The 19067-nt window shown below is 71.7% G+C and carries 13 protein-coding genes; 6 read left to right on the top strand and 7 right to left on the bottom strand.

Annotated elements, in window-relative coordinates:
• Positions 1-213 precede the first annotated feature (213 nt).
• The 3 genes from ACE3OG_RS02695 to ACE3OG_RS02685 all read left to right on the top strand — a co-directional run bounded on the left by ACE3OG_RS02695 (position 214) and on the right by ACE3OG_RS02685 (position 4806).
• Positions 214-543 (top strand): septal ring lytic transglycosylase RlpA family protein, encoded by a 330-nt coding sequence (locus ACE3OG_RS02695; RefSeq protein ID WP_374305877.1) that lies wholly within the window; start codon positions 214-216, stop codon positions 541-543.
• A gap of 301 nt (positions 544-844) precedes the next feature.
• Positions 845-4204 carry a helicase-related protein gene (locus tag ACE3OG_RS02690; RefSeq protein ID WP_374305875.1) on the top strand — a complete coding sequence of 1120 codons (3360 nt, stop codon included), beginning with the start codon at positions 845-847 and terminating at the stop codon, positions 4202-4204.
• 44 nt (positions 4205-4248) lie between these two features.
• Positions 4249-4806, top strand: coding sequence for a hypothetical protein (locus ACE3OG_RS02685; RefSeq protein WP_374305873.1), 558 nt, complete (start codon positions 4249-4251; stop codon positions 4804-4806).
• A 54-nt stretch (positions 4807-4860) separates the two neighbouring features.
• Here ACE3OG_RS02685 and ACE3OG_RS02680 read toward each other — a convergent pair whose 3' ends face one another.
• Positions 4861-7509 carry an MMPL family transporter gene (locus tag ACE3OG_RS02680; protein ID WP_374305871.1) on the bottom strand — a complete coding sequence of 883 codons (2649 nt, stop codon included), beginning with the start codon at positions 7507-7509 and terminating at the stop codon, positions 4861-4863.
• Between the two features lie 336 nt (positions 7510-7845).
• On the opposite strand from ACE3OG_RS02680, the gene hpnH reads away from it, so the two are divergent.
• On the top strand, positions 7846-8988 hold the full coding sequence (gene hpnH / locus ACE3OG_RS02675) for an adenosyl-hopene transferase HpnH (RefSeq protein ID WP_374305868.1): 1143 nt from the start codon (positions 7846-7848) through the stop codon (positions 8986-8988).
• Here the strand turns inward: hpnH and ACE3OG_RS02670 are convergent.
• Genes ACE3OG_RS02670 through hpnA form a run of 6 tightly spaced genes read right to left on the bottom strand, consistent with a single transcriptional unit; the run spans position 8884 to position 15625 of the window.
• Complete coding sequence (locus ACE3OG_RS02670) at positions 8884-9603, bottom strand: phosphorylase (RefSeq protein ID WP_374305866.1); 720 nt, start codon at positions 9601-9603, stop codon at positions 8884-8886. The two genes, hpnH and ACE3OG_RS02670, sit on opposite strands and share 105 nt — an antisense overlap.
• Before the next feature lie 3 nt (positions 9604-9606).
• Positions 9607-11598, bottom strand: a complete 1992-nt coding sequence (shc, locus tag ACE3OG_RS02665) for a squalene--hopene cyclase (protein WP_374305864.1) — start codon at positions 11596-11598, stop codon at positions 9607-9609.
• Between the two features lie 23 nt (positions 11599-11621).
• Positions 11622-12890 carry a hydroxysqualene dehydroxylase HpnE gene (gene hpnE / locus ACE3OG_RS02660; protein ID WP_374305862.1) on the bottom strand — a complete coding sequence of 423 codons (1269 nt, stop codon included), beginning with the start codon at positions 12888-12890 and terminating at the stop codon, positions 11622-11624.
• Between the two features lie 16 nt (positions 12891-12906).
• Complete coding sequence (gene hpnD, locus ACE3OG_RS02655) at positions 12907-13749, bottom strand: presqualene diphosphate synthase HpnD (RefSeq protein ID WP_374306072.1); 843 nt, start codon at positions 13747-13749, stop codon at positions 12907-12909.
• Positions 13750-13760: 11 nt separating this feature from the next.
• Positions 13761-14633 (bottom strand): squalene synthase HpnC, encoded by an 873-nt coding sequence (gene hpnC / locus ACE3OG_RS02650; RefSeq protein WP_374305860.1) that lies wholly within the window; start codon positions 14631-14633, stop codon positions 13761-13763.
• The gene (gene hpnA, locus ACE3OG_RS02645) at positions 14630-15625 is read right to left on the bottom strand and encodes a hopanoid-associated sugar epimerase (RefSeq protein ID WP_374305858.1); all 996 of its coding nucleotides are present in this window, start codon (positions 15623-15625) and stop codon (positions 14630-14632) included. The genes hpnC and hpnA overlap by 4 nt, the downstream gene beginning before the upstream one ends.
• Positions 15626-15795: 170 nt before the next feature.
• Between hpnA and ACE3OG_RS02640 the strand changes: the two genes are divergently transcribed.
• Both ACE3OG_RS02640 and ACE3OG_RS02635 read left to right on the top strand, forming a co-directional pair.
• Positions 15796-17091 (top strand): aminotransferase class I/II-fold pyridoxal phosphate-dependent enzyme, encoded by a 1296-nt coding sequence (locus ACE3OG_RS02640; protein WP_374305856.1) that lies wholly within the window; start codon positions 15796-15798, stop codon positions 17089-17091.
• A gap of 88 nt (positions 17092-17179) precedes the next feature.
• On the top strand, positions 17180-19018 hold the full coding sequence (locus tag ACE3OG_RS02635) for an ABC transporter transmembrane domain-containing protein (RefSeq protein ID WP_374305853.1): 1839 nt from the start codon (positions 17180-17182) through the stop codon (positions 19016-19018).
• Positions 19019-19067 lie beyond the last annotated feature (49 nt).

Below are 19067 nucleotides of genomic sequence, written 5' to 3'. Positions count from 1 at the left end.
CGCAACCTTGCCCGTTGATCTGCCTCCACGAGGCCGAAGACTTGCGCGCGGCGACAATTCAAGTAGAGCATCTCGCCAATAAAATAAGCAAATATCTCTAGTCTTAATAATAAATGCAAATTACATCGCCCGTTTTTCACCACATATTGCCTCCACAGTCCGAGCAACCGAAGGGCTCGCCCCAGAGGATATATGGTAAATGGAGCGTTAATATTGAAGAATGTGGTTTTCGCCGCCGCCGCGTTGCTCGCCCTCTCCGCCTCCGCCCACGCCGAAAGCTGGAAGGGCAAGGCTTCCTACTACGGCGCGCGCGGCAAGATGACCTGCGCCCATCGCACGCTTCCGTTCGGCACCAAGGTCCGCGTCACCAATCTCTCCAACAGCAGGTCCGTGGTGCTGACGGTCAACGACCGCGGCCCCTTCATCCGCGGCCGCATCGTCGACGTCTCGACGAGCGCCGCCGACGCGCTCGGCTTCCGCCGCCAGGGCGTGGTGCAAGTGGCGCTGCAGGTCGAACCCGGCGCCTCTCGCGTCATGCGCTGAGCGCGAATTTGACTTGACGGCGGCGGATTTTCGCGCTCCGCGCGCAGCCGCCGCACATGCGTCGCGAAAGCCGCCGCCTGCCGAAATCTCGGGGCTCGCACACGCCAGGGCCCGAGATATGGGCGAACAAAGCATGATTTCGGCTGCGGCGCCGATTCGGGCGCAGTTTGTTCGCCTGACGTTCGATCGGCGCCGGAAGGCGACATCGCCGGCCGGCTCGCCTATATGAAAAGGCGAGCCGGCCCGCGGACGCAAGCGCCGCCGGGCCGCGAGTCCGAAACGCTCCCGCGGGCGAGGCGCGATGAACCTGTCCTATCCCGCGCCCGCCCCCGACAGATCGTCGCGGGCGGAAGGCGTGGCCGCCGTCCTCGGCCCGACCAACACCGGCAAGACCCATTACGCCATCGAGCGCATGCTCAGCCACCGCAGCGGCGTGATCGGCCTGCCGCTGCGCCTGCTCGCGCGCGAGGTCTACAACCGCGTCGTCGAGAAGGTCGGGAGCGAGGCGGCCGCCCTCATCACCGGCGAGGAGAAGATCAAGCCGAAAGGCGCGCGCTATTTCGTCTCGACGGTCGAGGCCATGCCGCGCGACCTGCGGCTCGATTTCGTCGCCGTCGACGAGATCCAGCTCTGCGCCGACCTCGACCGCGGCCATGTCTTCACCGACCGCCTGCTCAACCAGCGCGGCCGCGTCGAGACGCTGCTGATCGGCGCCGCGACGATGGAGCGCCCGATCCGCGCGCTTCTGCCCGGCGCGCGCGTCCTCGAGCGTCCGCGCCTCTCGACGCTGACCTTCGCCGGCGAGCGCAAGCTCTCGCGCCTGCCGCGTCGCAGCGCGATCGTCGCGTTCTCCGCCGAGGACGTCTACGCCGTCGCCGAATGGATGCGCCGCCAGCGCGGCGGCGCGGCGGTCGTCCTCGGCGCGCTCTCGCCGCGCACCCGCAACGCCCAGGTCGAGCTGTTCCAGTCCGGCGAGGTCGACTACATCGTCGCGACCGACGCCATCGGCATGGGGCTCAACCTCGACGTCGAGCATGTCGCCTTCGCCGCCGACCGCAAGTTCGACGGCTGGCAGCGCCGCCGCCTGACGCCGGCCGAATTCGGCCAGATCGCCGGACGCGCCGGCCGGCATGCGCGCGACGGAACCTTCGGCACGACCGGACGCTGCCCGCCCTTCGAGGAGGAGCTCGTCGAGGCGCTCGAGGCGCACGCCTTCGACCAGGTCGGCATGCTGCAATGGCGCAATTCGAGCCTCGATTTCTCCTCGATCGAAGCGCTCGCCCGCTCGCTCGACGCCCTGCCCGCCGAGCCGGGCCTGACGCGCGCGCCGGTCGCCGAGGACCAGACCGCGCTCGAGGCGGCCGCGCGCGACGAGACCGCGCGGCGCATCTCGGCGACGCCGGCCGACGTCGCGCGGCTGTGGGACTGCTGCCAGATTCCCGACTACCACAAGCTGTCTCCGGCCGCGCACGCCGAGCTCGTGCTGCAGGTGTTCGGCTTCGTGGTGCGCGCGGGGCGCATCCCGCAGGACTGGTTCGCGCGCCGCCTCGCCGCGCTCGACCGCGTCGACGGCGACCTCGACGCGCTGTCGGCGCGCGTCGCGCAGACCCGCACCTGGTCTTTTATCGCCAACAGATCGGACTGGCTCGTCGATCCCGGCCATTGGCAGGGGATCGCGCGTCAGGTAGAGGACAGACTGTCCGACGCCCTGCACGCGCGTCTGGCGCAGCGCTTCGTCGATCGCCGGACGAGCGTGCTGATGCGGCGTCTGAGAGAGAAGGCCATGCTGGAAGCCGAAGTCACATCGAGCGGCGACGTGATCGTCGAAGGGCAGCATGTCGGCCAGCTGAACGGCTTCTGCTTCTCCGCCGACCCGCTGGCGAACGGCGAGGCCGCGCGCGCGCTGAACGCCGCCGCGCAGCAGGCGCTCGCCGGCGAGATCGAAGGCCGCGCCGCGCGCGTGCGCGAGGCCGTCGACGAGGCGTTCGTGCTCGCCAACGACGGGCTGATCCGCTGGCTCGGCGAGCCGGTCGGCCGCATCGCCGCCGGCGCCCATACGCTCGAGCCGCAGATCCGCGTCATCGCCGACGACGGCCTCGCCGGGTCCGCCCGCGAGGACGTCGAGCGGCGCCTCTCGCTCTGGCTCGCCCAGCATGTGAAGAAGCTGCTCGGCCCGCTCGCCGAGCTCGAGAAGGGCGAAGGCCTCGAAGGCGTCGCGCGCGGCCTCGCCTTCCAGATCGGCGAGGCGCTCGGCGTGCTCGACCGCGCCAAGGTCGCCGACGAGGTCAAGAACCTGCCGCAGGAGGCGCGGGCCGCGCTGCGCAAGCTCGGCGTGCGCTTCGGCGCCTATCATCTCTATCTCCCGGCGCTGGTGAAGCCGGCGCCGCGCGCGCTCGCCGCGCAGCTCTGGGCGCTGAAGAACGGCGGCGCCCTGGACATGAAGAGCCTCGACGAGGTGCCTCATCTCGCCGCCTCGGGCCGCACCTCCTTCGCCGCCGACAAGGACGCGCCGAAGGGCTTCTACCGCGCCGCCGGCTTCCGCGTCTGCGGCGAGCGCGCCGTGCGCGTCGACATCCTCGAGCGGCTCGCCGACCTGATCCGGCCGGCGATCGCCTATCGCCCCGGCGTCACGGCGGGCGATCCGCCGCCCGGCGCGGCCGACGGCGACGGCTTCGTCGTGAGCGTCGGCATGACCTCCCTCGCCGGCTGCTCCGGCGAAAGCTTCGCCTCGATCCTGCGCTCGCTCGGCTATGTCGCCGACCGCCGCAAGGGCCCGGCGATCACCGTTCCCCTGCTCCCGAAAGCTTCGACCGAGCCGCTCGCGCCGAAAGCCGCCGAGGCCGGGGCGATCGAGGCGGAAACGACGGAGGACGCGGCTGCGCCGGTGACGCCCGCGGACGACGGCTCGCCGGAGGCTTCGCCCGTGGAAGGCGCCGGGCGCGACGAGGCGCCGCAGGACGCCGCGCCCGTCGAGGCGGAAGCAGGGCCGATGAACGCGGAGCCTGTCGAGGCGAGCTCCGAACAGGACGACGCCGCGTCCGCCGAGCTGGACGCGGGGCCGCCCGCCGAGGTCGAAGGCGAGCCGCCGCGCGCGCAGACGCTCGAGAACGCCGAGCCTCTCGGCTCCTCGCCGCTGGCCGAAGCGGCGCAGGACGAAGGCGTTCCGCGCGTCGAGGGCGAATCGGCCGTCGCCGCGGCGTCCGCCGCGCCGGAGGCTGGCGAAGCGGCCGAGCCGGCCGCCCCCGAGGAGCCGGCGCTGATCGAGGTCTGGCGGCCGCACCGCCATCATTTCCACGCCCGCCGACCTGAAGGGCGTCCCGAGGGACGATCCGACCGCCGGCCCGAGCGGCGCGCCCCGGCGGCGGCGCAAGCCGGCGAGCCGGCGCGCCAGCGCGACCAGGGCGCGCGCGAGCGCTTCGGCGGCGGCCCGCGCCCCGGCAAGGCGGAATTCAACAGAGGGCCGCGCCAGGACGGGCGCGAGGGCGCCGAGCGGGGCCGGCGCAGCGAGGCTCAGGGGCAGGACGAGCGCCGCGCGCGCAGCGGCGCCTACGCCACAGGACCGAGAAAACCGCCCGAACGCGCCCCCGATCCGAACTCGCCCTTCGCCAAGCTGCTTGCCCTGAAAGCCAGCCTGGAGGAAAAAAACAAGCCGGGAAGCTGACGCGCCTCCGCGTCCGCGCCGCGGCCCATAGCTCGAGGCGCCCGATGACCCGCAAAGCCGGCTCCCTGCTTCTTCTCGCCGCCCTCGCGCTCGCGCCGGGCGTCGCCGGCGCGCAGCAGGCTGGCGTCATCACCCGCGGCGGCGGCATCGCCGGCACGGCGTTCGGCGGCGCCGGACTTGGCGCCGGTTCGACGTCGAGCAGCGCGACCGTGTCTTCCGCGACGCCCATAAATCCGGCGCGCTCGGCCGCCATGGTTTCCGGCACGGCGCATATCGGCGCGGGAACGGGCGGCCTGGGGCGCGGCATGGGCAACGCCGTCGGCGGACTCTCCGACACCGCCCTGGGCGCCGGCGCCGGCGGCCTCAAGGACCTCACGACCCGCGGCGGCGTGACCGGCGGCATCGAAGGCTCCGGCCTGGCGCTCAACGCCCAGACCGGCGGCGTCAAGGATGGCTATGGTCAGGGCATCCTGACCGGCGGCGTCCAGGGCGTCGCCATCGGCGCCGGCAGCGGCGGGCTCAAGGATCAGAACAGCCTCGGCGCCCAGACCGGGGGCGCGAGCGAAGGCGACAACGCGCCTCGCTATCGCGTCGTGCAGTAAGCGCGCCCAGCCGCCCCGCCCGCGCCAGACGGCTCGAAGGAGCGGAGCGGCGCGTCAGGCGTCCTCGCCGGTCTTCTCCACCTTGCGCGGCGGCCCCATCAGCGCCGGCTGGAACAGGATCGCCGCGGCGAGCGTGCATGCCAACGACAGGGCGAGCAGCTTGCCCATGCTCGAGGTGCCCGGATGCTTCGACAGCCACAGGCTGCCGAAGGCGGTCGCCGTGGTCATCGCCGAGAAGAACACCGCCCGCGTCAGGCTCGACTGCAGCAGCTTGGTCGTGCCCGCCCGCCAGGCCATGACGAAATAGATCTTGAAGGCGACGCCGAGGCCGAGCAGCAGCGGCAGGGCGATGATGTTGGCGAAGTTGAGCGGCAGGCCGACCAGCACGGTGATCTCGAGCGTCACGACGCCGGCGAGCAGCAGCGGCACGAGCGTCAGCAGCACGTCGGAGAAGCGGCGCAGCACGATCCACAACAGGATGCTGATCGAGATCAGCGCCCAGGCGCCCGCCTCGACGAACGCGCGCACGACCGTGGCGCCGGACTCCTGAATGGCGATCGGCTCGCCGGTGGCGTGCGGGTCGATCGCGCGCACGGCGTCGGCGAAGCGTCGCAGCGTGGCGTTGTCGTTGGCGTCGCCCTTGGGCGAGACGGCGATGCGGGCGCGCCCGTCCGCCGCCACCCAGTCGGCCTTGAGGTCGGGCGGGATGGAGTCGAGCGTCGTCTTCTGCGCCGACAGCGAGTCGCGCAGAAGGTCGAGCATGACGGAAAGGCCCGGCAACAGCGCCTTGCGCGCGGCCTCGCGCTTTTGCGGCTGCGCTTCGGCGAGGCGGCGCATCAGGTCGGCGAGGCGGCGCGCGTCGTCGGCGCCCTTTCCCTGGGTCTCGCCGGCGGTCGCCTCAAAGGCGTCGGCGGCCTTGAGCAGCGCGGCGACGTCCTCCTCGTCGGTCGGGGGCGTACGCGCCCGCGTCGGATCGAGCACCGGCGCGAAGGCGGCGGCCGCCTTCTCGATGATCGGCAGCTTCTGGTCCTGGTCCTGCGGCACGAAGCTCTCGATCGAGATCACCTGCGCGACCTCAGGCAGCGCCGAAAGCCGGTCGGCGAGGGCGCGCGAGGCCTCGATCGAGGGCGCGAGGACGTCGATCGTGTTGGTGTCGGTGACCGGGTCCTGCATCAGGTCGAGCAGGGTCGAAACGGATTCGACCTTCGGGCTGCGCAGGTTGATCGGGTTGAAGTCGAAATGGAGCTTCGTCAGCAGCGGCAGGCCGAGGATCGCGACGCCGAGCGTGCAGATCACCACCGCGTGGCGATGGCGCTCGAGAAAATCGTCCACGGGCGCGAGGAAGGCGTAGCCGACGGGCTCCTCCTCGGCCGGCGGCCGGAAGATCGCCAGCAGCGCCGGCAGCACGGTGATCGAGGCGAAGAAGGCGATGAACATGCCCGTGCCGGCGATCAGGCCAAGCTCCGACACGCCGCGATAGTCGGTCGGCAGGAAGGCGTAGAAGCCCGCCGCCGTCGCCGCCGCGGCGAGCGCCAGCGGGCGGCCGATCTTGGCCGCGGCGCCGGTGAGGGCGGAGGCGAACTCGCCGGTCTTGTGGCGCTCGTCGCGGTAGCGCACCGAATACTGGATGCCGAAGTCGACGCCGATGCCGACGAACAGCACGGCGAAGGCGACCGAGATGAGGTTCAGCGCGCCGACCATCATCAGGCCGACGGCGGCGGTGACGAAGAGGCCGACGACGACCGTATAGGCGACCGCCAGCACGATGCTCGGCGCCTTCAGCGCGCGCCAGATGATGAACAGCACGATGAGCGCGGTGAGGAGGCCGTTGAGCGCCGCGCCGTCCTCGACGGTGGCGAACTCCTCGTCGGCGAGCGGCACGAGGCCGGTGAGCCGCAGCCGCGCCCCGGTCTCCGGCGAATAGCCCATGTCGGCGAAGGTCTTGCGGATGAAGGCGCTCGCCGCCTCCCCCGGCTGCAGCGCCGAATAGTCGAGCCGTGGCTTCACCTGGATGAAGCGGCGCAGCTCGCGCGGGTCGGGCGGCGCGCCGGTGAGCAGGCCGCGCCAGGAGAAGAACGTCGGCTGGCCGGCGAGCGCCGAGTCGAGCGCGCCGGCGAGGGCGACGAGCGGGCGGTCGAAATCGTCATAGGTGCCGGCGCCCGAACGCACGCCGCGGTTGATGAAGGAGAAGGCGTCGGAGACGCCGCGCAGGCTCTGGTCCGAGGCGAGCACCGAGAGGAAAGGCTGCGCCTTGAACAGGCCGTCGACGGTGTTCCTCACCTCCTCGACCGGCAGGTAGAGAAGGCCGTTGCGGTTGAAGAAGGGGCCGCCGTCGGGCCGCAGCACGTAGGGGAAGAGGTCGGGCTTCGCGCGCAGCGCGTCGGCGAGGCGCTGCGTCGCGGCCTCGGCGATCTCCGGCGTCTTGCCGTCGATCACGACGACGATCTGGTCGTCGCGCTGCGGGAAGGCCTTGTTCATGGCGATGAGGTCCTGCCGCCACGGCAGGCTCGCCGAGATGAATTCGTTGGTGTTGGTGTTGATGTCGAAATGGTTCGCGGCGTACCAGCCGCTGAGGGCGGTCAGGGCCGTGGCGAGGGCGACGACCGCGAAGCGGCGGCGGCGGCAGAAATCGACGATCGCCACGACGGCGCGCGCGATGAGCGGCTCGTTCGCCGTGGCCTCGCTCTCGGGAGAAGTGATCATGCGTCGCCAATCGGATCGGGTGGGCGCGGCGCGCCGGAAAGCGCGGAAAGCGGGGTCCGCGGCTCGGCGGCCGGAAGGCGCCTGCGCCGCGCATTGTCGCAGCTTGGCCGCGAAAAGGAAATTGTCGTCGGGCGACCTTCCTGCGCGCAAGCGGCCGAAACAAGGCGGAGCGCCGATCGACCGATCGGCCACAGGCTTCGCTAATTCGCAGGCGCGAGACGGGCGAGGTTGAATTACGCGCGCGATTGGGCTGTTATCGTCGACGACTTTCGATCTGCGCCCGGCGCAGCGACCCGCGCGCCGAAATTTTCGCCGCCGCCTCTTTTGGAGCCCGCTTTGGGAATTTCCCTGTTTCAGATGGCCAAGATCGGCGGCTACGTGGTCCGCCAGCGCCTTTCCGGCCGCAAGCGCTTTCCGCTCGTCCTGATGCTCGAGCCGCTGTTCCGCTGCAACCTCGCCTGCGCCGGCTGCGGCAAGATCGACTATCCCGACCCGATCCTCAACCAGCGCCTGCCGCTTGAGGATTGCCTCGGCGCGATCGACGAATGCGGCGCGCCGGTCGTCGTCATCGCCGGCGGCGAGCCGCTGCTGCACAAGGAGCTGCCGCAGATCGTCGAGGGCGCCGTCGCGCGCGGCAAGTTCGTGACCGTGTGCACCAACGCCCTGCTGCTCGAGAAGAACCTCGGCAAGTACAAGCCGAGCCGCTACTTCAACTGGTCGATCCATCTCGACGGCGACCGCGAGATGCACGACGCCTCGGTCTGCCAGGCGGGCGTCTACGACCGCGCGATGAAGGCGCTGACGGCGGCGAAGGAGAAGGGTTTTCGCGTCACCATCAACTGCACTCTGTTCAACTCCGCCGAGCCGGCGCGCGTCGCCGCCTTCTTCGACGAGGTCTCGAAGCTCGGCATCGAAGGGATCACCGTCTCCCCCGGCTACGCCTACGAGCGCGCCCCCGACCAGCAGCACTTCCTCAACCGCGAGAAGACGAAAACCCTGTTCCGCGACATCTTTTCCCGCGGCAAGGGCGGCAAGGCGTGGCCGTTCTTCCAGTCGACGCTGTTCCTCGACTTCCTCGCCGGCAACCGCAGCTACCATTGCACGCCCTGGGGCAATCCGGCGCGCACCGTGTTCGGCTGGCAGCGGCCCTGCTACCTGCTCGGCGAAGGCTACGCCAAGACCTTCAAGGAGCTGATGGAGGAGACCGACTGGGACCGCTACGGCGTCGGCAACTACGAGAAATGCGCCGACTGCATGGTCCATTGCGGCTTCGAGCCGAGCGCCGTCGAGGAAGCCTTCGCCAGGCCGCTCGAAATGCTGAAGGTGTCGCTGTTCGGCGTGCGCTCGAGCGGCCCGATGGCGCCCGACATCCCGCTAGACGGGCAGCGGCCGGCCGAATTCGTCTTCAGCCGGCATGTCGAGCACAAGCTCGCCGAAATCCGGCAGGCCGAGGGCGAGCGCCTGCCCGCCGCGGAATAGGCTTTTGAAGGCCGCGCGCGCGGCGAAGGCGGCGCGCGTCAGCCCGACGATCTGGCGCGGGTCGCGGGCGAGCGAGCGCAACAGCGGGGAAAGCGCGATCCCGCCGTCCGGCCGCATGGCGACGAGGGCGGCGTGCGGCAGCTCGGCGCCGGCCGGGTCGGCGACGACGCGCAGCGCGGCGAAGGGCAGGCCGAAGCGCGCGGCCGTCCGCGCCGCGACATGCGACTCCATGTCGACAAGCGAGGCGCCGGTCGCAAGGCGCAGCGTCCGCTTCTCGTCCGCCGAGCCGACCGCCGCGTCGACGCCGGCGAACACGGCGTCAGGCAGCCCGAGCGCCCGGACAAGGCGCGCGTCGGCGGGAAAGCGCGTTCCGTCCGGCGCGACGACCTCGCGCGCGAGGAACGACGTCCCCGGCGCCAGCGCCGGATCGAGGCCGCCGGCGATCCCGAAGCTCAGCACGCCGCAGGCTCCGGCGCAGGCGCTCTCCAGCGCGACGGCGAGGCGGCGCGAATCGCCGCCGCCGGCGACGACGCGCGCGCCGGCGATCCGCGCCGCGACGCGCGCCTCGGCCTTGAGGCCGACGGCGACGACGAGGGGGCGGCGCGCCTCGCTCAACCGCTACATCCCGAACGGCGTGCGCGCGGCGTTGCCGCTCTTGAGGTTGCGGTAGCGCGACAGCGCCCAGAGCGGGAAGAATTTCGGATAGCCGTGGTAGCGCAGGTAGAACACGCGCGGGAAGCCGGTCGCCGTGTAGCGGCGCTCCTCCCAGAAGCCGTCCTCCCCTTGCGTGCGGGCAAGAAAGGCGACGCCGGCCGCGACCTCGGGCGAATCGACCTCGCCGGCGGCCATCAGCGCGAGCAGCGCCCAGGCCGTCTGCGACGCCGTGCTCGGCGCGGGCTGGAAGCCCGCATAGTCGAGCTTGTAGCTCGCCCCGTCCTCGCCCCAGCCGCCGTCGAGGTTCTGGACGCGCTTCAGCCAGTCGGCCGCCTTGCGCGTCGGCGCATGGTCCTTCGGCAGTCCGAGCGCGTTGAAGGCGCACAGCACGGACCAGGTGCCGTAGATGTAGTTCATGCCCCAGCGGCCGAACCAGCTCCCTTCCGCCTCCTGCTCGCGCTCAAGATAGCGGAGCGCCTTCTCCAGCGCCGGGCTCGTCTGCGGCCGCTCGCCCATCTGCGCGAGCAGTGAGACGCAGCGCGCGGCGACGTCCGCCGTCGGCGGGTCGAGCAGCGCGCCATGGTCGGCGAAGGGGATGTAATTGAGATAGTCCCTGTCGTTGTTCGCGTCGAAGGCGGCGAAGCCGCCGTTGCGGCTCTGCAGCCCGAGGATCCATTCGCGCGCGCGGGAGATCGGCGCGCCGAACGCGTCGCCGTCGGCGCGGTCCATGGCCATGGCGACCACGGCCGTGTCGTCGAGGTCGGGATAATGGGGGTTGGCGTACTGGAAGGGCCAGCCGCCCGGACGCAGCTCAGGGGCCTGCGCCGCCCAGTCGCCCTTGACGTCGAGCACCTGCAGCGGCTTCAGCCAGTCGAGCGCGCGGCGCGCCGGCGCGCTCCGCTTGCCCTCGACGCCATGTCCCTCGGCCTCCATCAGCGCATGGGCGGCGAGCGCCGTGTCCCACACGGGCGAGACGCAGGGCTGGCAATAGGCTTCCTCGTCCTTGACGACGAGCAGCCTGTCGATTCCTCGCCGGATCATGGACAGTCGCGGATCGTCCGGCTTCGCGCCCATGGCGTGCAGCATCAGCGCCGAATAGGCCATCGCCGGATAGATCGCGCCAAGCCCGTCCTCGCCGTTGAGGCGCTCGATCACAAAGGCCTCGGCGCGGGCGATCGCCTTGTGGCGCAGGCCCTTCGGCATATGCGGCTCGGCGGCGCGCAGCCCACGGTCGATGAGGTCGAACAGCGTCGTGAAGGGAAAGCGCTGCTGAGGAGCGGACGGCCAGCGCTTCACTTCCTCGGGCGGAACGACGAACAGCTCGGCGATCCCGACGCCGCGCGGATTGGCGGCGGGCGGCTTCAACGCGTTGACGACGGCGAGCGGCGCGATCACCGTGCGCGCCCAGTAGGACACCTTGGTGAGATGGAAGGGAAACCAGCGCGGCAGCAGCATGATCTCGACCGGCATGACCGGCACGGCGCGCCACGGGACCTCGCCGAACAGCGCCAGCAGCGCGCGCGTGAAGACATTGCTCTGCGCCGCCCCGCCATGGGCGAGGATCGCGTCGCGCGCCCGCTTCATGTGCGGCGCGTCGGGCTCGTCGCCGATCATCTTCAGGGCGAAATAGGCCTTCACCGAGGCCGAAACATTGAAGTCGCCTTCCGCGAACAACGGCCAGCCGCCGGCCGCCGACTGACGCCGGCGCAGGTAGACGGCGATCTTGCGCTCGAGCTCGGGCTCGGCCGGATCGCCGAGGAAATGCCGGAACAGCACATATTCGGCGGGGATGGTCGCGTCGGCCTCGAGCTCGAAGACGAAATGCCCGTCGTCCTGCTGGCGCGCCAGCAGGGCCTCGCGGGCGCGCGAGATCGAGCTTTCGATCTCCGCGGGGCGGGCCGCGGCGCTCCCGGGCGCCTGCGCCCCGAACGAAAAAACCCCGGTCCGATCGTCCAACGCCCGTCCTTTCCTGTCTCGCCTCAAGCCTGTTTCGCCGCGGCGGCGCAATTTTCCGCCGCGATCAAGGCCGCGCCATAGCCGGAGCGCACGGCGCCTTCGATCGTCGCCGGCAGGCCTGTCTGCGTCCAGTCGCCGGCGAGCGTCACATTGGCGAAGCGCGTGCGCGGCCCCGGCCGCAGCGCGTTCTGCGCGGGCGAGGCCGCGAAGGTCGCCCGCTTCTCCTTGATGATTTGCCATGGCGGCAAAGGTTGAGCAAGTTTGTACGCTTTCGCGACGTCGGCGAAGATCAGCTCGGCGAGCTCTTCGCGGCTTTTGTCGATCAGCCGGTCGGCGGCGCTGATCGTCACCGAGACGCGGTCCTTGAACGCGAAGATCCATTCCGCCGTCGCGTTGACGAGGCCGAGCAGCGGCGGCGCGCCCGGCGGCGGCGCCATTTTGAAATGGGCGTTGACGATGGCGCGGTGCTCGGTCGGCGCGACGAGGCCCGGCACGAGGTCCAGCGCGACCGGCGCCGGGAGCGCGAGGATCAGCTCGTCGCCCGGGCCGAGCGTCTCGAGCGCGTCGCCGAAGTCGAGCGCCGCCGCGCGCTCGCCCTCGAACCTTATCGCGCGCAGCCGGTGGTCGAGGCGCACGAAGGCGCCGCGCGCGGCGAGCGTTTCGATCGCCGGCTCGACGAGGGCGGCGGAAAGGCCCTCGGCGACCACCGGGCGGCACGCGCTCCCGCCCCGCGCGAGGCTCTCGCGCAGCAGCCGGCCTGCGAGCCGCGCCGAGCCCTCCGCCGGCTCGATGTTGAGCGCGGCGAGGAGGAAAGGCCGCCACAGCCGCTCGTAGAGCGGGCCGGCGCATTCAAGGCTCTCGTCGACGCGCCCCTCGCGCCGCCGGAGCGTCAGCGGCAGGAGGCCGAGATAGTCGCGCCAGCCCGTTCCGGGAACGCGCGCGCTCCTGTCGAACAGCCACAGCGGCAGCGGCCCCATGCTCGGGCGCAGCGTCCAGCGTTCGCCGGCGGCGAGGTCGGCGAAGGGAAACTCCGCGCGCGGGGCGATCCTGACGGCGCGAAGGCCGCCGGTGCGGCGCAGATAGTCGAGCGCCGCGCCATTGCCCGACAGCATCAGATGGTTGCCGTTGTCGATCACCATCTGCAGCGCGGAATCATAATAGGAGCGGCAGCGCCCGCCCGCCTGCCGCGCCGCCTCATAGAGGACGACCCCCCTGCCCTTTTCAGCGAGGCGGACGGCGGCGGAAAGGCCGGCGAGGCCGGCGCCGACGATATGGACGACGGACTTCGCCATTTACGGACCGACCATTTCAGAAGCTGCGGATCAGGATCGACAGCAGCGCCCGCCGCTTCGAGCTTGCGACCCGCGCCCGCGGCGGTGCGAAGCCGCGCCGCTCCATCTGCGCCAGCATCGGCGCGTAGACGTCGGCCATGATGCGCGCCGGCCGCACCGTGGCGCGCGGGCAGCGCTTCATGACCAGCCGCGATTCGGCGAAATGGACGCGCGCCCTGCCCAGCACGGCGAGGCAGGCGCCGGCGGCGGCGGGATGGTCGAGCGCGGCCTGCGGCGGCCCGTCGAGCAGCCCGGCCGGGACGCCGGCGGCGAGCAGCGCCTCGCGCGGCAGATAGAGGCGCCCGATCGCGGCGTCCTCGTCGAGGTCGCGCAGGATGTTGGTGAGCTGCAGGGCGCGGCCGAGATGGTAGGCGAGCAGGCGCCCCTCGCCGCGCGGCGTGCCGAACACCTTCACGCTGAGCCGGCCGACGGCGCTCGCCACGCGGTCGCAGTAGAGGTCGAGCGTCGCCTCGTCCGGGGCGCGGATCGGCCCTTGGAGGTCCATCGCCATGCCGTCGATCACGGCGAGGAAATCGTCGCGCTCGAGGCCGAACCCTTTCGCTGCGGCGACGAGGCCGGCCGGCATGATCTTCGCCGGCGCGCCGTCGTAAAATCCCTCGACGTCGGCCCGCCAGGCCCGCAGCGCCGCCTCGCGCGCCGGCTTCGGCCCCTCCTCGTCGGCGATGTCGTCGACGGCGCGGCAGAAGGCGTAGATCTCGTACATCGCCTCGCGCTGCGCCTTCGGCAGGATGCGCATCGCCGCGTAGAACGAGCTTTTCCGCGAGGCGGAGACGGCCGGGGCCGGCGCGTCCGCGCTCATCTGCGCGGCGCTCACGCCGGCGCCCCTGCGCGCGTCGCGCCCTGACGCGGCCGCCGCGTCAGCGCGCCGAGCGCCCCGCGCGCGGCGACGGCGAGCGCCTGCGGCTTCGACAGATGCGTCTCCTGCGACAGAGGATCGCGGCGCTTGAGGATGACGTTGAGTTTTTGGGCGAGCGCGGCGATGGCGCCGATCTCGGCGCGCAGCCGCCAGTCGCGCAGGGTCGGCGCGAGCGTCTCGCCCTGCGCGATCAGGGCGTCGGTCTTCCCGGCGAGGCGCGTCAGCGCGGCGCGCAGCGCCGGCGAGGCGAAGGGGGCGGAAAGGTCCTCGACGCCGGCGCCTTCGCGCTCCAGCATGTCGAGCGGCAGATAGACCCGGTCGAGGCGGCGGAAATCGAGCGCGCAGTCCTGCATGTGGTTGATGATCTGCAGCGCCGAGCAGAGCGCGTCGGAGGCGGGATGCGTCGCCTCGTCCTCGCCGTGGACGTTGAGCACGAAGCGCCCGACCGGCGCGGCCGACAGCGCGCAATAGGCCATGAGCTCGTCGAAGCTGGCGTAGCGTCTTTTCGTCGCGTCGAGGCGGAAGGCGCGCAGGAGGTCGAGGGCGTGGCGGGCCTGAAGCCGCGCGTCGGCGGCGAGCGCGGCGCGCAGGGGCTTGGCCGCCTCGACGCCGTCCTCGCGGCCGAGCAGCGTCGCCTCGAAGGCGTCGAGGCGCGCGATCTTCTCCTGCGGCGAGAGCTCGGGATGGTCGGCGACGTCGTCGGCGGCGCGGGCGAAGCGGTAATAGGCGAGGATCGGCGCGCGCCGCTCGGGGGCGAGCAGCAGCGAGGCGACGGGGAAGTTCTCGGTGGAGCTCGTCCGCGTGGCGTCTGTCTCGGGCGCGCTCATTTCAGTCGTCCGTTCTGCTTGAACCAGGCGAGCGCGTCGACGAGCGCCTCATGGTAGGGGCGCGCGGCGTAGCCGAGCTCGCGTTCGGCCTTCGCCGACGAGAAGAACATCCTATGGCGCGACATGCGCAGTCCGTCGAGGGTCACGAAAGGCTCCCTGCGGGTGAAGCGGGCGGCGGCCTCGGCGGCGAAGGCGACCGGATAGAGGAGGCCGCGCGGCAGGCGCAGGCGCGGCGGGGCGCGGCCCTGAAGCCGCGCGATGTCCTTCAGCATGCAGGCGAGCGACACGTCCTGGCCGCCGAGAATGTAGCTTTCGCCGACGGCGCCGCGGCGCAGGGCGACGACATGGCCGGCGGCGACGTCGTCGACATGCACGAGATTGAGGCCGGTGTCGACATAGGCCGGCATGCGGCCGCGCGCCGCCTCGACGATGATCCGGCCCGTCGGCGTCGGCTTGACGTCGCGGGGGCCGATCGGCGTCGAGGGGTGGACGATCACCGCCGGCAGCTTCCGGCGCGCGACCATGTCGCGCACCAGGCATTCGGCGACGACCTTGCTGCGCTTGTACGCGCCGACCGCCTGCCCCGCGGCGAGGCTCGCGCGCTCGTCGCCCGGCGCGACGCCGCCGCAGGCGATGGTGGCGACCGAGCTCGTATAGACCACGCGCTCGACGCCTTCGCGCAGCGCCGCCTCCATCGCCACCCGCGCGCCCTCGAGATTGGCCGCAAGGATTTCGCCGGGATCGCGCGCCCAGAGGCGGTAGTCGGCGGCGACATGAAAGAAATGGCGCGCGCCCTTCATCGCCCGCGCCATCGCGTCGGGGTCGCGCATGTCGCCCTGGGCGATCTCGACGTCGAGCCCCGCGACGTTCTCGCGGCTCGCCGTCTCGCGCAGGAGCGCGCGCACCGCGAAGCCGTCGCAGAGCAGCGCGCGCGCCACGGCCGAGCCGACGAACCCGGACGCGCCTGTGACGAGAACCCTGTCCGCGCCCACGCCGTCGTCCCCCTGCCGCGCTGCGCAAATATCATCCCCGCGCGAGCTTCCGCAACAGCTCCCTGCGGCGACGTCACGCGCGGCCTCGCGCGCCGCCTCGCTTGGCGTCGGCGCGCGCGAGGCGTATGTACGCGCCAATCCCGAGCCTCTAATCTTCAAGGACAGGACGCATGAGCCTGATCGACGACCTTTCCGCTCCCGAGCTCGCCGCGCTGCGCCAGCGGGTCGAGGCTGACTACGCCGCCTTCCGCGCCAAGGGGCTGAAGCTCGACATGACGCGCGGCAAGCCGGCGCCCGATCAGCTCGACCTCTCGAACGCGCTGCTCGCCCTGCCCGGCGAGGCGGACTACACGGCGGCGTCCGGCGCGGACGTGCGCAACTACGGCGGCCTGCAGGGCCTGCCGGAGGCGCGCGCGCTGTTTTCGCAAATCCTCGGCGCGACGGCCGAAAACATCGTCGTCGGCGGCAACTCCAGCCTCACGCTGATGCACGACTGCCTCCTCGACGCGCTGGTCAAGGGCGTCCCCGGCTCGCCCGCGCCCTGGTCGAAGGGGTCGGAGACCGTCTTCCTCGCGCCTTCGCCCGGCTACGACCGCCATTTCGCGATCTGCGAGGAATATGGCGTGCGCATGATCCCCGTGCGCCTCACCGGCTGCGGCCCCGACATGAACGAGGTCGAGCGGCTCGTCGCCGACCCGGCGGTCAAGGGCATGTGGTGCGTGCCCAAATATTCGAATCCGACCGGCGAGATCTATTCCGACGAGACGGTCGCCCGGCTCGCGCGCATGAAGACGGGCGCGCCCGACTTCCGCCTGTTCTGGGACAACGCCTATTGCGTCCACCATCTGACGCCGGCGCGCCACGGGCTCGCCGACGTGCTGGCGCTCTGCGCGGCGGCCGGAAACCCCGACCGCGCCTTCGTCTTCGCCTCGACCTCGAAGATCACCTTCGCCGGCGCCGGCCTCGCGGTCTTCGCCTCCTCGCCCGCGAACGTGAAATGGCTGCTCGCCGGCATGGGCAAGCGCACCATCGGCGCGGACAAGGTGAACCAGCTGCGCCATGTCCGCTTCCTGCGCGACATGGCGGGGATCGAGGCGCTGATGGACCGCCACCGCGCGCTGATCGCGCCGAAGTTCGAGGCGGTCGCGCAGGCGTTCGAGGCGCGGCTCGGCGGAACGGGCGCCGCGCGCTGGAGCGCGCCGCAGGGCGGCTATTTCCTCTCGGTCGACGCCGCGCCCGGCACGGCGCGCCGCGTCGTCGAGCTCGCCAGGGACGCGGGCGTCGCGCTGACGCCGGCGGGGGCGACCTATCCGCTCGGGATCGATCCGCAGGACGCCAACCTCCGCATCGCCCCGACGGTGCCCTCGCTATCCGACGTGCGCGCCGCCAGCGAGGGAATCGCCATCTGCATCCTCTATGCGGCGCTCGAGGCGCGGGCGCGGCTCCTGAACGAGAAGGCCGCCTGAGGCGTCGCCATCTCTTCGCCTCATTTGGAACCGCACAAAACAGCGCGTCGGACGCCCGGTCCTGCGCCGGCAAACCAAGAGCAAGAACATGACCGACGCGCCAGAGCCCGCCGCGCGCAAGCGCCGCTCCCGCCGCTCCGCCGACGCGGCGGGCGGCTCGCCGCGGGCGCTGCTCGCCGTGCTGCCCTACGCGCTGCGCTACAGGGGACGCATCGCCGGCGTCGCCGTCGCGCTGACCGCGGCGGCGGCGGCGACCCTCGCCGTGCCGATGGCGCTGCGCCGGGTCGTCGACTTCGGCTTCACGCCGGAGGCGGCCGGACTCATCAACCAGTATTTCGTGGCGCTCGTCGGCGTCGCCGCGGTGCTCGCGCTCGCCTCGGGCGCCCGCTACTATTTCGTCACGACGCTCGGCGAGCGGGTCGTCGCCGACCTTCGCGAAAAAGTGTTCGCGCATCTGACGCGGCTCGACGCGTCCTTCTTCGACAAGGCGCGCGTCGGCGAGCTGATGTCGCGCCTGACCGCCGACCTCACCCAGATGCGCGCGGGCTTCGCCACCACGGCGGCGGGCGCGGCGCGCAACTTCCTGATCTTCCTCGGCGCCGTCGGGCTGATGATCTTCACGAGCCCGAAGCTGTCCGCCTTCGTGCTCATCGCCATTCCGGTCATCGTGCTGCCGCTCGTCGCCTCGGGGCGGATGGTGCGCAAGCGCTCGCGCGCGGCGCAGGACACGCTCGCCGAGGCGACCGCCTACGCCAGCGAGAACCTCTCCGCGGTGCGCGTGATGCAGGCGTATAACGCCGAGACGGCGACCGCGGAGCGCTACGCCGCCGCCGCCGAGGAGGCCTATGAGGCCGCCTGCAAGGCCGCCGCCGCCCGCTCGCGGCTCACGACGATCGTCATCTTCCTCGTCTTCCTGAGCGTCGTCGCGATCCTGTGGTTCGGCGCGAACGACGTGATCGCCGGGCGCATGACGAGCGGCTTCCTGTCGCAGTTCCTGCTCTACGCGCTGCTCGCCGCGAGCGCGCTCAGCGAGCTGTCGCAGGTGTGGGGCGAGATCGCCGCCGCCGGCGGCGCCGCCGAACGGGTGACCGAAATCCTCGCCGTCGAGCCGCAGATCGCGGCGCCGCCCGTCCCCGCCGCGCTGCCCAGCCCGACGCGCGGCGAGATCCGCTTCGAGAACGTCTCCTTCGCCTATCCGGGGCGGCCGGACGATCCCGCGCTCGCCGCCATCGACGTCTCCATCGCGCCGGGCCAGACGACGGCGATCGTCGGCCCGTCGGGCGCGGGCAAGACCACGCTCCTGCAGCTGCTGCAGCGCTTCTATGATCCGAGCGCAGGACGCATCCTGCTCGACGGCGTCGACGTCAGGACGGTCGCGCCGGCGGATCTGCGCGCGCGCATCCGCAACGTGCCTCAGGACGCGGCGATCTTCGCCATTTCGATCGCCGACAACATCCGCTACGGACGCCCCGAGGCGAGCCTCGAGGAGGTGCGCGACGCGGCCTGCAAGGCGGCCGCCGACGAGTTCATCCGCGCCCTGCCGGAGGGCTACGACACGAAGCCCGGCGAGCGCGGCGTCACCCTGTCCGGCGGCCAGCGCCAGCGCATCGCCATCGCGCGGGCCATCCTCTCGAACGCTCCCGTGCTGCTGCTCGACGAGGCGACCTCGGCGCTCGACGCCGAGAATGAGGCGCAGGTGCAGTCCGCGCTCGACACGGCGATGAAGGGGCGCACGACGGTCGTCATCGCCCACCGCCTCGCCACCGTGCTGAAGGCCGACCGCATCCTCGTGCTCGACGGCGGACGGATCGTCGAGGAGGGCGACCACGCGAGCCTCGTCGCGCGCTCGGGGCTCTACGCGCGCCTGGCGCGGCTTCAGTTCGGCGCGGCGCCCGAGGCGGCGGCGAGCCGGGACGCGGCCGAATAGAGCGAGGCGCAAAAAAGCCCTTCGCAGATGCGAAGGGCGCTCAATCGAA

Source organism: Methylocella sp., from assembly GCF_041905455.1.
Lineage (GTDB): Bacteria > Pseudomonadota > Alphaproteobacteria > Rhizobiales > Beijerinckiaceae > Methylocapsa.
Note: the sequence above shows the minus strand (reverse complement) of the source record. Positions and strands in the feature narration are given on the sequence as shown.

What these genes read in the sequence shown, in the direction of transcription:
- ACE3OG_RS02640 (WP_374305856.1), top strand. Translation starts at nt 15,796, where the DNA reads ATGAGCCTGATCGACGACCTTTCCGCTCCCGAGCTCGCCGCGCTGCGC.
- hpnE (WP_374305862.1), bottom strand. Translation starts at nt 12,890, where the DNA reads ATGGCGAAGTCCGTCGTCCATATCGTCGGCGCCGGCCTCGCCGGCCTT.
- ACE3OG_RS02635 (WP_374305853.1), top strand. Translation starts at nt 17,180, where the DNA reads ATGACCGACGCGCCAGAGCCCGCCGCGCGCAAGCGCCGCTCCCGCCGC.
- hpnD (WP_374306072.1), bottom strand. Translation starts at nt 13,749, where the DNA reads ATGAGCGCGGACGCGCCGGCCCCGGCCGTCTCCGCCTCGCGGAAAAGC.
- ACE3OG_RS02680 (WP_374305871.1), bottom strand. Translation starts at nt 7,509, where the DNA reads ATGATCACTTCTCCCGAGAGCGAGGCCACGGCGAACGAGCCGCTCATC.
- hpnC (WP_374305860.1), bottom strand. Translation starts at nt 14,633, where the DNA reads ATGAGCGCGCCCGAGACAGACGCCACGCGGACGAGCTCCACCGAGAAC.
- ACE3OG_RS02690 (WP_374305875.1), top strand. Translation starts at nt 845, where the DNA reads ATGAACCTGTCCTATCCCGCGCCCGCCCCCGACAGATCGTCGCGGGCG.
- ACE3OG_RS02685 (WP_374305873.1), top strand. Translation starts at nt 4,249, where the DNA reads ATGACCCGCAAAGCCGGCTCCCTGCTTCTTCTCGCCGCCCTCGCGCTC.